The sequence below is a fragment of the Methylobacterium soli genome (genome assembly GCF_008806385.1).
Classification (GTDB): domain Bacteria; phylum Pseudomonadota; class Alphaproteobacteria; order Rhizobiales; family Beijerinckiaceae; genus Methylobacterium; species Methylobacterium soli.
Genome location: NZ_VZZK01000074.1, coordinates 1 through 11,936, shown reverse-complemented (window position 1 = coordinate 11,936; position 11,936 = coordinate 1). Strand labels below are relative to the sequence as shown.

At 61.2% G+C, this 11,936-nt stretch carries 20 protein-coding genes; 11 read left to right on the top strand and 9 right to left on the bottom strand.

Annotation, left to right across the window (positions count from 1 at the left end; genetic code table 11):
• From F6X53_RS33540 to F6X53_RS30910, 9 genes are all read left to right on the top strand, one after another.
• On the top strand, positions 1-301 hold a 301-nt coding region (locus tag F6X53_RS33540), incomplete at its 5' end, for a hypothetical protein (RefSeq protein WP_244965636.1).
• 50 nt (positions 302-351) lie between these two features.
• On the top strand, positions 352-564 hold the full coding sequence (locus F6X53_RS30945; RefSeq protein ID WP_151005594.1) for a hypothetical protein: 213 nt from the start codon (positions 352-354) through the stop codon (positions 562-564).
• 304 nt (positions 565-868) lie between these two features.
• Positions 869-1,105: a hypothetical protein gene (locus tag F6X53_RS30940; protein WP_151005592.1), complete on the top strand. Its 237-nt coding sequence runs from the start codon at positions 869-871 to the stop codon at positions 1,103-1,105.
• A 40-nt stretch (positions 1,106-1,145) separates the two neighbouring features.
• On the top strand, positions 1,146-1,385 hold the full coding sequence (locus F6X53_RS30935; RefSeq protein WP_151005590.1) for a hypothetical protein: 240 nt from the start codon (positions 1,146-1,148) through the stop codon (positions 1,383-1,385).
• Between the two features lie 1,419 nt (positions 1,386-2,804).
• Positions 2,805-3,014, top strand: a complete 210-nt coding sequence (locus F6X53_RS30930; protein ID WP_150967003.1) for a cold-shock protein — start codon at positions 2,805-2,807, stop codon at positions 3,012-3,014.
• Positions 3,015-3,114: 100 nt separating this feature from the next.
• Positions 3,115-3,336 carry a DUF6481 family protein gene (locus F6X53_RS30925; RefSeq protein WP_306426586.1) on the top strand — a complete coding sequence of 74 codons (222 nt, stop codon included), beginning with the start codon at positions 3,115-3,117 and terminating at the stop codon, positions 3,334-3,336.
• A 65-nt stretch (positions 3,337-3,401) separates the two neighbouring features.
• A complete protein-coding gene (locus tag F6X53_RS30920; RefSeq protein ID WP_238296379.1) occupies positions 3,402-3,665 on the top strand; it encodes a hypothetical protein in 264 nt (87 codons plus the stop codon).
• An 89-nt stretch (positions 3,666-3,754) separates the two neighbouring features.
• Positions 3,755-3,991, top strand: a complete 237-nt coding sequence (locus F6X53_RS30915) for a hypothetical protein (protein ID WP_151005588.1) — start codon at positions 3,755-3,757, stop codon at positions 3,989-3,991.
• A gap of 22 nt (positions 3,992-4,013) precedes the next feature.
• Positions 4,014-4,205, top strand: a complete 192-nt coding sequence (locus F6X53_RS30910) for a hypothetical protein (protein WP_151005586.1) — start codon at positions 4,014-4,016, stop codon at positions 4,203-4,205.
• Between the two features lie 504 nt (positions 4,206-4,709).
• Here F6X53_RS30910 and F6X53_RS30905 read toward each other — a convergent pair.
• From F6X53_RS30905 to F6X53_RS30895, 3 genes are all read right to left on the bottom strand, one after another.
• On the bottom strand, positions 4,710-4,970 hold the full coding sequence (locus F6X53_RS30905) for a hypothetical protein (RefSeq protein ID WP_151005584.1): 261 nt from the start codon (positions 4,968-4,970) through the stop codon (positions 4,710-4,712).
• An 86-nt stretch (positions 4,971-5,056) separates the two neighbouring features.
• A complete protein-coding gene (locus F6X53_RS30900) occupies positions 5,057-5,254 on the bottom strand; it encodes a hypothetical protein (RefSeq protein WP_151005582.1) in 198 nt (65 codons plus the stop codon).
• 44 nt (positions 5,255-5,298) lie between these two features.
• Positions 5,299-5,637, bottom strand: coding sequence for a DUF6481 family protein (locus F6X53_RS30895; RefSeq protein WP_238296386.1), 339 nt, complete (start codon positions 5,635-5,637; stop codon positions 5,299-5,301).
• Here F6X53_RS30895 and F6X53_RS33535 point away from each other — a divergent pair.
• A complete protein-coding gene (locus tag F6X53_RS33535) occupies positions 5,536-5,763 on the top strand; it encodes a hypothetical protein (RefSeq protein WP_238296387.1) in 228 nt (75 codons plus the stop codon). The two genes, F6X53_RS30895 and F6X53_RS33535, sit on opposite strands and share 102 nt — an antisense overlap.
• 3 nt (positions 5,764-5,766) lie before the next feature.
• Here F6X53_RS33535 and F6X53_RS30890 read toward each other — a convergent pair whose 3' ends face one another.
• On the bottom strand, positions 5,767-5,976 hold the full coding sequence (locus F6X53_RS30890; protein WP_151005578.1) for a cold-shock protein: 210 nt from the start codon (positions 5,974-5,976) through the stop codon (positions 5,767-5,769).
• Between the two features lie 754 nt (positions 5,977-6,730).
• Between F6X53_RS30890 and F6X53_RS32820 the strand changes: the two genes are divergently transcribed.
• Positions 6,731-6,952, top strand: a complete 222-nt coding sequence (locus tag F6X53_RS32820) for a hypothetical protein (protein WP_191971077.1) — start codon at positions 6,731-6,733, stop codon at positions 6,950-6,952.
• 220 nt (positions 6,953-7,172) lie between these two features.
• Here F6X53_RS32820 and F6X53_RS30885 read toward each other — a convergent pair whose 3' ends face one another.
• The 5 genes from F6X53_RS30885 to F6X53_RS30865 form a co-directional block, all read right to left on the bottom strand.
• A complete protein-coding gene (locus F6X53_RS30885) occupies positions 7,173-8,147 on the bottom strand; it encodes an alpha/beta fold hydrolase (protein WP_151005576.1) in 975 nt (324 codons plus the stop codon).
• Positions 8,148-8,240: 93 nt separating this feature from the next.
• Entirely contained in the window at positions 8,241-8,486 is a 246-nt protein-coding gene (locus tag F6X53_RS30880) for a hypothetical protein (RefSeq protein ID WP_151005574.1), read from the bottom strand.
• A gap of 125 nt (positions 8,487-8,611) precedes the next feature.
• The gene (locus F6X53_RS30875) at positions 8,612-9,214 is read right to left on the bottom strand and encodes a phasin family protein (protein WP_151005572.1); all 603 of its coding nucleotides are present in this window, start codon (positions 9,212-9,214) and stop codon (positions 8,612-8,614) included.
• 443 nt (positions 9,215-9,657) lie between these two features.
• Positions 9,658-10,791 (bottom strand): patatin-like phospholipase family protein, encoded by a 1,134-nt coding sequence (locus F6X53_RS30870; protein WP_151005570.1) that lies wholly within the window; start codon positions 10,789-10,791, stop codon positions 9,658-9,660.
• Positions 10,792-11,515: 724 nt separating this feature from the next.
• Positions 11,516-11,936, bottom strand: a 421-nt coding sequence (locus tag F6X53_RS30865) for an integrase core domain-containing protein (protein ID WP_151005568.1), incomplete at its 5' end; no start/stop codon positions are given.

Sequence of the window (11,936 nt, the reverse complement as noted above, 5' to 3'; positions counted from 1 at the left end):
ACAGAATCACACCCCTTTCCGCACCGCTACCCCGCGTGAGTCCCGCTCAACGAGGCTTCGTATTAACGATAGCCAGCATCCAGAGCTAAGAGTGGGCGTGAGTGACACGATGACGAACACGCATCCCTACACGCTGGAGATCTTGCCGCCGAAGGCCGAGGGCGCATCCTACCAATGGGCGATCCGCAGAAGCGGTAAGCTGGTCCAACGTTCGGACCGCAGTCTCACGAGCGAGACAAAGGCGCGCGAGAGTGGAATGGCGCAGATCGAGAAGTTGCTGTCAGGAGCGGGCGACCGATAATCGCCGCGCTCTTCACGCTCCCGTGCTGGGCGGCGTAGCAGGAGAGAACCATGGCTGGAACGGAAGCATGTGCGGACGCCATAGGAACGTTGAAGCGGCAGGTGGCGCGTCTCAATGACATTATGCGCGACATCGATGATGGCCGCTGGTGGCCATCAGATGCCTTTGGACACGACGACGCTGAGAGCGTCACCCTTCACGCCAAGCGCATCGAGGAAAGCGTCGATGAGATTGCTCGCATCGTAGGGGCAATGAAGGATTAGCGGCCCAATTCCTGTATGGCCGGGATGCCCACACCCGTTCGTTTCGGCCTCTTCATTCATTGGGAAGGGATGAGCCGCCGGGGCGGCTGATAGGTCCAGCAGGTAGCGCCTGCGGAAGGAAGGTGCCGGCCGCGCCCCGCGCAAACACCGCCCGCCCTCGGCCGTTCCACGCCACGATCCGAGTAAGCGAGACCGTCCATCTCAAAGGTGGCTCGCTGTGAGGCTCCCGTCGTCTGCCCCTGATCGCGCACCAACCGACATACAAGACGGGTTGCAGCCAAACCCTGGAGAACATAGCCACAGCATGACTGAGCAAGCTCGACGCTTCTCTCCGCCTTGGCGCCTCATCGAGCTTGAGGAGGCGTTCCGCATCGAGGATGCGATCAGCTTACCTCTGGCCTACGTGTATTTTTCGGATGACTCGGAGCGCCGAGCCATCACCGGCTACATGTCGCGTGAAGAGGCGCAGCGGATTGCACTCAACATCGCGGCGCTGCCTGACCTGCGGGCAGCCTTGCGGGAGAAGGATGGCGTTAGCTGAAGCGGACAGGCCAAGTTCAGGACATCATGACATTTGACGCATGACCGAACCGACCAATCGCACCTTTCCCTCTTCGTCGGCCGTCGTGGAGCTACACGAGGCATTCCGCATCGTGGACGCCAACGGCTGCCATCTCGCCTACGTGCATTTCTGCGATGATCCGAAGCGGCGGGACATCACCAACCGCATGTCACGGGACGAGGCGCGGCGCATCGCGGGCACAATGGCGGCAGCCCCGGATCTACGAGCCGAGCTGAGCGACCACGACAAGAGCTTCTGAAGCAGGCGAGGGGGTCACCGACCGCACGACACAGGGGGAAAAGCGCGTACGGCCGGTGCCTGCCACCCTGGCTGTGACAGGGCGCGGGGTGTCGTCTGCCGATTAGATTGCTGAGGCAAGGAAACGCGGACGGAAAGCGAAACCGGCGAGACGCCGAGAATGCCCCCTCCTCGCCCCGCCGGCCGAGCTGCTCGCTTGGGACAGCTCTGGGGCTAGAAACGGCTCTACCGCAAAACCGATCCAGAATGCGTTGAGGTGCCACCGACCGTGCTTGCTCGAGGAGAGTCTCAGCACAGCCGGTGACGGAGTTGCCCCATGCGACTGAACCAACCCGCAGCCGATATCGCATGCCCTCAGCCCTCTAAGCGATGCGGCATGTCGGCGGGGTCGATTTGAAGGGATGCCGCGGGTCGAGACAACGCGAAAGCCGGCTGATGAAGCGGGCGAGACAACCTCCCCACCCGGGGCAGCTCTGGCTGTGGCTTCTGCATATGAACGACCCTGATTGCTAACGCTGCCGACGAACGGGGCGGGGCTTCACATAGGGGCTCGCTCTCTCCGGCACGGAAGGTACCTCCTTTCGGATCTGTACCGGCGCATCATTTGAGAAGGAGGTTGCGGGGAGTGGCATCCAGTGGGTTGGGCACTTGTAGCGCGTCAGCTTGTGTCCACCGTCGGCAAGAGAGACGATCCATTCCTCGCTCCTGCGACAGGCCACGACGACGGGCGGGCAGGTGATCCCGAAAGCGTACTCGGCCCAATCCACCGTGCCTCCGCTGAGCAAGATCCACGTGTCATCGCGCGGTGCCGTCTCGATTGGCTGCCAATCCGACATCGCTTGTCTCCCCCTGACGAAACCCTCATCGCGGGGCTCCCCAAGGGGATCATATCAGGCTTGGTCCCTTCAAGATGTCTGCTCAAGAGTGCTCGCAGGTGCGAAGGCCTGACATTCATCTCCACAGGATCATGACCGTGCTTTGCGAAGTAGGCTGGAACACGACACGCCCTTGAACCGCGATCAGGTTGAGGGTGCGAGGCAGCGCGAAGGTCGCAGATTGTTCGGGCTTTCGGCGCACCCGCGCTCTGCGCTGGCCTTACGCCCCCGTGCGGCACCCCTCATCTCAAACCGGCGACAATACGAGAGCAGGGCATTTCAGTACGCTTCTGCTGAGAGTCGCAGAGCGAACCCGCTACCCACATAGGGACAGCACCCTCAAATATGGCTGAGGAGCGCGCCTTGTTTGTAAAATTTCTGTGAACATGCTAGAAATCGAGGATCGATCTTTGGCCAGATATCGGCTGTAGCGCTCACCTTGGGCGCACGCCCTACATTTCTCCCACATTTCGACGACGAGCGACTGAGCGCGTAGTTATATGCGCTGGTTATATTCTACCGCCTATCAAGATACGGAAATACTTATGCCGACTGGCACTGTTAAGTGGTTCAACGAAACCAAAGGCTTCGGCTTCATTCAGCCCGATAATGGCGGCCCCGACGCCTTCGTGCACATCTCGGCCGTTGAGCGCGCTGGTATGCGTAATCTCGTCGAGGGCCAGAAAGTCTCCTACGAACTGGAAACCGACAAGCGCAGCGGGAAGCAGTCTGCGGCGAACCTACAATCGGCCTGAAGTCCGCCGTAGCACCTGACATTCACCAAAGCCGTTCCGACCGGGACGGCTTTGTTTGTTTGTGCCGCCGGCGGGTTCTCAGGCACATAAGGATTTACAGGTGAGCGAGTTCAAGAAAGACCCGCTCGCTCACCGGCTTCAGGACGCCGCCAATGCGCGTCAGGAAGCGATCGATCACTTCCGTCCAAGGCCCGCAGCCGACGATCCAGATGTTGTCGCAAAGCAAGTGGCACGTCAGGCTGTGTCCGAAGCCCGCGCGGCGCGCACCGCGGCACGTGATGCGCAGCGCCGCGCTTACGAAGCTGAGCGCGCGAGGCCGTAGCCGAGCAGAAGCTCGTGCGTGTTGCACGGTATGCTGCTCGCAGAGCGAAAGCTCGGAAGTAAGACATGGTCCACGACGTGTATCCAATCTGGATCGCTGAGGCGAACCAGACCGCCTACATCGTGCACGTGAGCTTTCTGGATGAGGAGGTATCGCGCGTTCCGTTGGTGGCTTTCTATGCGGCTTTGACGGAGACGCCGGAGCGGGCTGTTGCCTTGGTTCGGCAGGCGGTGAAGTCAGGGGCCGCTGTGACTTTAATGGACGCTCGGCTATCGCAGAGTACTGCTCAGGCCATTGGCCTCATGCCAGACATTGCAATGGCGCTGTAGAGATCGAGCATTTCAATGCCGTATATTGGCTGCTGGCAAATCAAATACTAGTACTTCAAATTTTTTGCGGAACAAGAAGGAAAGCGTCTATGGCACAATTTGCAGGGTACATCCCAACCATTCTAGAGCCCCTCGCTGATCGAGAGAAACGCTGGACTCAGGATGGCGCAGACGCTTGGGTCAACCACGACGAAGCACTCCTGGCACAAGACGAGAAGACGGCGCGCCTGAAGGCCCTGCGACTCGCGAAAGAGGCTGCTGAGACTGAAGTTGCAGCTCAGGCTGCTTTGATCTCGAAGCCGAAGCGAAAGATCAATCGCATCTGAACACGACCTTTGGAGGTGGGCCATGGCCGACGATCACAGCAAAGAATGGAAGCGGGCTGATGCTGAATTCGCGAAGACGCAAAACCCTTTACGACCTGAGGCTGCGAAAGGAACAGTCGTCAGCCCGCTTGATGAGAAGAATGCGCGGCTGAAGGCAGCACGGCTGGCTCGGGACGCCACAGACGACAAGATCGTACGGAAAGGGCAGAGCTAACCGAGAGCGCGTACCGGTGCTGGGCAACCCCATATATCGGTAAGCCGTGGGATGCGGTTCGTTGACCATACCCTTGCTTGTTTGATTGCGTCCCATCAGCAGGTGCCACCGTGATCCGAGCTCGTCCCGCTTAGCCTAGACGACCTGGATGCCAACTGCCCCGAATTGGCTCGGGCTCGTACTGCTCGACACGCTCGGCCGGATCTACCGTGCCGACGCGGAGGTCCTTCCCAACCCTGTCGCCGGCATCCTGGAGCAGACGCGAGCACGTCTTGTGGCCTTGCTCTACGGCCGCAGGCCACTCACACGAACTCGGACTGAGGGTCGCGGCGGCATGCGAAGAGAGCTTGCTGAGGCGGAAAGTGGGTGTGTTGGGTGAGGCCATCTACGCTCAGTCGCGTCAGCGCTACGCCCGTCCTTCGCACGCGGAGCACCGTTATGGCCCGACGAAGACAATCAGCCCCGAGCAGAACGCAATCTGTCGGTGGCCTGCCTGTTTGAGTTTCAGCGCTCGTCGGAGACTAGCTTCGGGACCTTGATCACGGATCTGGTCAGGTCCTGGATAGGCGAGCGGGGTCGGCCCGACTTCTGCGCAATTACCTCGTCCTGCTCTTCGATCACTCGGCGGGCAGGCTCGTCACCATCAAGCCCGCCTAAGATCTCAATCGGAACTCGGCGATTGGAGGCGCGGGAGCTATCCTCATAGACCACGTCGAACAGCACGAAACCCCGCTCCTGGGGCTTCAGTTTCAGTCGCTTAGCCATACTCAAGGGGTCTCGTCAGAGTGCGCCAAGCGCGTCGGAGATGCCAGCCCAGTCCATCAAGCCTGAGTGGCCAGAAGCCTCCCTGCTCAGGAGGCGAGGGTGAGTTCGCCTTCCCGCACGGCACGCTCGCCCACCGCCGATTTCACCCGATACGACGGTTCACCCGTCCGGTCCTCTGGCATAAGCCGAACAACCTCGAAGAGGCCACCAGCGACGCTCTTGGCGTCAGCATAGCCAACCGTGGACTGCCGGACGTGCTGACCGACCTTGAACTTGTGAGACAATCGATTTCCTTCAGGCACGCGGTATTCCGTCAAACGCGGGTGGTCTACCGGCGCACCTTGGCCTTGCGGGCAGCAAAGCGCGCATCACGGGCGGCCTTCTGCTCGGCAGCGAGTGCAGCTTGCCGCTCCACCTTCTCGGCGGCCTGACGGGCAGCCTCAGCAGCCTCGCGCTCCAGCGCAGCGAGGGCCTCGGCCTCGCGCTGAGCCTCAGCTGCAAGGCGAGCCACCTCCCGCTCGTGGGCCCGAGTCTCTCGCGCCTGAACGACAGCGCGCCGCGCAGCATGCCGCGCGAGAACAACCGGGTCATCAGCCGCGGGACGAGCCCGGAACCGGGCTACTGTGGCCTGCCGGGCCTTGGTGGCGGCCTCGAGACGGTCGACGATCTGGTTGGTTTTGAATTGACCCACGTACATTCCTTATGCGCACCGCGGCTCAGCGCGGGTGGCGAGAAATCGATGAAGCCGCTCCAGGTGGAACGGCTCCGAAATTCGTCAGTGGCGGACGAATAAGGCTCAGGCGGCCTGAAGGCTGCCGGCCGACTGCTTACCCGTGCGGCGGTCTGTCTCCATCTCGTAGGAGACCTTCTGGCCCTCATCGAGGTTCTGCATGCCGGCTCGCTCAACGGCCGAGATGTGGACGAAGACGTCCTTGCTGCCATCTTCAGGCTGGATGAAGCCGAAGCCCTTGGTTCCGTTGAACCACTTAACGGTGCCGATGCTCATAGGTATTTCCGTATCTTTGTAGGCAAAAGAATATGACCAGCGCATGCAAGCACGCGCTCGTTCGCACATCGTCGAAGTATGGGAGAAATGCAGAGCGCACGCCCGAGGGGCGGGGCGGCCGAATATCTGGCCAAAGATCGATACCTACTTTCTACACCATCAAAGAAAAATTTTCAACCTCCGGCCGGACCGCACCGTAAAGCTGCGCGAATACGCCGGCCGTGACGGCTTGTTGGCTCACCGCACCGTCGTATGACCATGTTCCGGACGAGCAACCCAACACGTCCCCACGGGTCCCGAAATGCTCCAGGGGTGCTTCAGAGCCTAGAAGTAGGGGCGGGACCCATACGAGGCAGTTCTTGTGAGGCAGGTGCCATTGTATCGGGGCACAAGGCGACGCGTGGCAGAGCCATTTGTGGCCACAGGATCGATAAGGGCTTCGCGCAAGCGGTTCCTGAGAACCGATTGCGATCCAACGAGTTAACGTGGAGCAACCATTTTAGAAAAAGGGCCGCCCCTAAGGACGGCCCGAGTCTAGGGAGGAAACGCCCGAGAAGGGCTACAGCACGGCGACGCCATCGCTATGCTGCAGTGCGAGAAACCCGCGAGGGGCCGCATTGTTCCTATGGACAGGTTGCCGAGCGGGCTCGCCGGAAAGGCGGGCCCGTTTTCGTGCGAGGAGCCCGAATGTGCGGTGCGCAAAATTTCTCTGCATCGCAATAGCAGCTGGCTAAACCTGTGATATCCTGCTGCTATGCAGAAGCCCCTTGCCCACCCCTTCACAATAACCGTCGGGCCGCACAAGCCTCTTCGTGGCACCTTCTCCTGGGCCGTCTCGCAGCGCGGAGGTATCGAGAAGAAGCAGTCGCGTACGTCCTACGCCAGCTTCGAGGAAGCTCGTTTGGCCGGTAAGGCTGTGCTCGATGAGATGATCGAGAACTGGAGGCGTGAAGCGCTCCAGAGCGCAGGCGCTTGAGTCCCCGGCAGCTTGTTCGCAAAACAGGGCTCCGGCATGAGAATGCTGGTCCTCACCGGTCCGGACGATTGACGATGGCGGATAGCTCCGACCGCCTTTTTGCCTTCTCCGGTCTACGAGAGTGCGACGCACTCTCGTCGCGCAGAGACCCGCTTGGAAGCTGGCGGTCTACAGCACCTCCCTCTTCGAATTCAGGCCTACCGAGATAGTCAGCTGATCCTTAAGCCGCCTCTGCGACGGTTCTGGCCGAGGCACGATCAACAGCCCTGACCACCTGTTCGGGTGCAAGGTGATGGATCATGTGGCCCATGCCCGGAACGACGATGAACTCACTTCCCGGCAACTCGCGATGGAGCCGCTCGGACTGACGTCCAACGTCAGCGATCTGATCGTCTGCTCCCGTGACGATCACCACTGGCTGCTGCAGCTCCCGGTAATGTTCCTGAAGCTCCATGGCGGAGGGGGTCATCAGCGCGGCATCCTCGGCAGACGCGCGCAGCTGCAAGGGACGCAGCATCAGCTCCTTCGGGAACTCTCGGTCGAAGCGCTCCGGCACGGGGGCAGGCGCAAACATGCCCTTGATCATGCCCGGAAGAAGGGCGCGTCCGACCAGCGGCGAAACCGTGTAGCGCAGGATGTCCCCGATTACCGGGATCGCCGGCGGCGAGCTGAGGATCACGTCGGCTCGAAGCGTCGGGTAGTAGTAGCCTGAAGCCAGGACGAGGCTGCGCACGAGCTGCGGAGCCTGAAGTGCAAGCGCCACGGCGACCAGGCTGCCCCACGAGTGCCCGAGCACCACGGCCTGCGTGACGCCGAGCTGCTGCAGCGCTTTCTGAAAGAGGGTCGCGTGCGCACGTGGCGTCCAGAGGCCACGCGGCCGGTCGCTGTAGCCATAGCCGGGGCGGTCGAAGATGATGACGCGATAGCGCTTGGTGAGTTCGTCGACGATGCCGCTGACCAGGAAGTCCTGGATCATCGTGCCGTTGCCGTGGATGAGCACCAACGGCTCGCCTCGGCCGCGCTCGACATAGTGCAGGCGCAAACCGTCAACCGTCATGAGGCGTCCAACGGGTGGGGTGCGCCGCTCGGACTCACGGGTCTTCGAGACCGCGTAGAGAGCTGAGGCTCCGAGTGCCACTGCTGAGCCGAGGAGTGTTGGAACAAGCCAACCTTGGGTATTGGAACGCTGCATCATGATATGGTCCTGTATGCGATGGTGCATGCCTCGTGATCAGCCAGATCAATGCGAGGGGATGCGAGCTGTTTGGCGGGCAGATAGCTCTCCGCGCTACCCGGCGGTCAGACGCTGCGTGTTCGCGGCCACATGCTCGCGGTAGCGTCCCACCACTGTGTCGCATGAGCCACCCATCATCAGCGTCCCGGACGCTTCGACGAGGGCGCTGACCTTCTCGCTCACCATCTGCTCGGCCTCAGCCCAACCCTCGGCACCGCCCGAGGCGAGCTTCATGAGCCGAAGCTCAACCACCTTCTGCGCCTCTAGGGCGAGTAGGGCGACGGCAAAGGGATTGTACATGAGCTACTCCGCGCCGCGAGGCGACGGAGCCAGGGCGACTGAGACAAGAAGAAGGGGCGGCCGCAGCGACCGCCCCTCTGATTTATTGCCGAACCTTGAGCGTGGCGGCTCAGTGGCCATGCGCCTCAGCGGACGAGCGTCGGGCTCTGCTGCGCAACGCTGGAGAAGGTCTTGCTGGCCTCCTCGACGGCGCGTGCAGAGGTCTCGGTGATCGCCTTGCTGTCCTGAACCATGTGCTGCAGGCTCTCACGAATTAGATCGCTCTGGATCGCGGTGAACTCCTGGAGCGACTTGGCCCGCACCAGCTTGTTCATGCCCTCAAGGTTATGCTGGAACTGCTTCTGGGCCAGACCGAACCAGCTACGCGAGACGTCCTGGAACGCCTGGGTCAGGACCGTGCCGCAGCGTGTCACAGCTTCCATGTTCTGCTTGGACTGACGCGCGAGGCGCTCACTGTCTTCACCCGAGAAGCCGAGCGTCTTCGTAAACCGATCTGCGGCCTCACGAGCCTGGTGCGAAGCGGTCTCGACGCTCTTCTGCACAACCTGCTTGGTGTTCTCTGTCGCTTGCTCGCGCAGATCGACCATCTTGTTCACGCCGTCACGAGCCGCATCAACAAACTGGGTGCTCTGCTCAGTAGCCTTGTTGAAGCTTGCCTTCGCGGCATCAGCAGTTTTGTCGGTCTGCTCGTGCTGTTTGCCCTGATTGTTGTTCTGATTGAAAGCCATCTGGGTTTCCTGCCTTTAAGAATTATGAATTCAGAGCGCTTATATTAAGACAATAAGCACACATAACTTAGGCGGCGAAGTGCATCTCTGCGTTTACCGCACTGCACCTAGGTTGTGCCGCACAGCCTTCGTTCAAGGCCTAAGGCGACATCTCGCCAGTTATTAATTTATGACGAATTTCATCAGGCGTCATGATGAGGAGGCAAACCCCTGAGTGCGCTGCACAATACCTTTTCAGTGCCGAAAAGCAGCTGAGTGACAGATGAGACGAGACGTCAACCTGGCGACGTTCGAGGTGCGCTGTAGGTTTTCGTCAAATCAAAAGTGCCGCGGAGCAAGGTAGCACCCCGTGGGCAATAAGCGCTCCTCACTCCAAGGGAATTACGCCGCCTGAGTTATAGGATGAAAATTCTATGATGGGTCACACAGATAGGGATTACCTCTCACACGGCCGGCAAAACTGTTTCTGAATACTCTTCGCTCAGCATGCCGCGCTGCAAGGCTGGGGTGTTCATCCCGTCCGAGAGCCAAGTTTCTGCTGCTGACCGTCCGCACTCGCGCGGTTTCAGTAAGAACCGTCGATCGAGATTGCTGCCGCTGGCCTCGCTCAGCTTTGGGCACTCTCGATCCGCTGAGATGTGGTGAACGCGCAGCTGCTGCAGCTTGCGAGAGAAGGCAGGATCCTGACTGTCCGACCCAGCCACCCGCGCCATCATCGCGAGAGCGGCAGCTTCCCTCAGAAACACGCCGTTGAAGGTGACCTGTTCAAGCCGCTTCACAATGGCGGGCGAGGACATGGGCAGCTCCGCGCCCTGTGTCGGCATGATCTGGACGATGAGCAGGTCGGATGCCTCGGACACTTCCACGAGCGGTGTCAGGGGCGGGTTGGCCGAGTAGCCGCCATCCCAGTACCGCTCTCCTCCGATGGGCACGGCTTGGCTCAGCAGGGGGAGGCTTGCCGAGGCCAGCACCATCTCGCGCGTGAGTTCCGTCTCGCGGAAGATCTGCAGCCGGCCGGTAGACACGGCGGTCGCCGCGATCAGCAGCTTTAGGGATGGGTTCGCTCGCAGGGCCTCAAAATCGACCTCTGCCGAGAGGAGTCGCTTCAAGGGGTTCAAGTTCAAAGGGTTAAGCTGATAGGGCGAGACCAGATGCGAGACGAGGTCGGCGAAGAGGGCCGCCGCCGCACTGCGCTTCGGCGGAGCCATCTGGCTCATACGCTCCCAGAAATGGTCGAGGCGACGTCGAGCTTCAGGCTTGCCGCCCGCCAGAAGACCGCCTGCGAGAATGACCGCGTTCACCGCACCGGCGCTTGCGCCGCTGACTGCATCAAAGGTCAGGTTCTCCTCTTCGAGTAAGCGGTCGAGAACGCCCCAGGCGAACGCTCCCAGAGAGCCTCCACCCTGGAGTGCCAGCGACAGGTGTCGTTCCCGAGGGCGGCTTTGGTCAGCTTCGATAAGGGATTGGTAGATCGGACATCCTCCGGCTGGGGCTGAAACCCACAGCTGGTTTGAAGAAGCGCCGGGAGGGTCGTGGCCCACCATCCGCCGTGAAGCGGTGCAGTAGAACAGCGCCAAATGGGCGAAGGGGCGTACGCAGGTAGCCGAGGCGGCCGCCCCGCTTCGCTACCGGCTCTGGCTGGCCGACGTGTTCTTGAGATCGGCCTTGTCAGAGCGCTCCGTCCAAACGGGTTGCGACGTCACTCTGAGGTCGTTGCGGGAACGCTCGTGCTGTGTGTCTCGGATCTGCTCACGATAGAGCGGTGCGTTGACGCTCAAGTGATGATCTGGCCCAGCGAGGGTGGATCCAGCGGCGACGAGGGGGAGGAGGAACGCTGTGAGCGAACAGACGCGAGGGGCTCGCATGGTGCTTCTCCAGCCGGTCGAGGAGCCTACGGACCGACAGAGAGAACATGGGCCGTTCGTTGCTGCGCCGCAACATGCATATTGTGCGTTGCAGCGATACGGTGTGCTGCCACACCGTGGGGCAACCGCTCAGAACCTTCGTTGTTGTAGCGCGCAAGCTCGCACCAGGGCGACGAAGTGCAGTCGCTCCAACATGGTGTCCGGTAGGCCAACCGACCGGAGACGACGCGCGACGAACACTATGAAGATCCTCGCCCGTAGCTGGTCTTCCGATAGGGCTTGCTCCAGCGGAACTCAGGAGGCGCCATTCTGCTACGCCGCAGTTCGCCAACTGGATGTTATTGAGCATCCGAATGGACGCGGGACCTCAAGGGCTCGGCACCGTGCCCTCGTCGAGCCGGAGTGAACAGACCAGGGCGCCGTCCGCATCCGTGAGCTAGGTGTAGAGTGTCAACAGGTTGTCCTCGGTGAGGCGGAGGCGGCTGATGGGTGTTTGGCCGTTGATGCCCCTATGAGGTCGTAGCCAGTTGTAGCGGAAGAGGAAGGCTGGGAGCTCCTGGCCGCGCTGGTCGGAGGTGTCGTAGGCGTGGGCATAGGCCCATTCGCGCAGCGACGTCTGGACGAAGCGCTCGACCTTGCCGTTGGTCTTTGGGGTATAGGGCCGCGTGCGCTTGTGGGTGATGCCGAGCCATCGCAGAGCTTTGGCGTAGCGCCGGGATTTGAAGGCTGATCCGTTGTCGGTCATCACCCGCTCGACCGCGATGGCGTGGCGGCGGAAGAAGCGCAGGGCGTTGATGAGGAAGGCGAGGCAGGAGCCGCGCTTCTCGTCGGGGTGGATTTCTGAGTAGGCCAGCCGG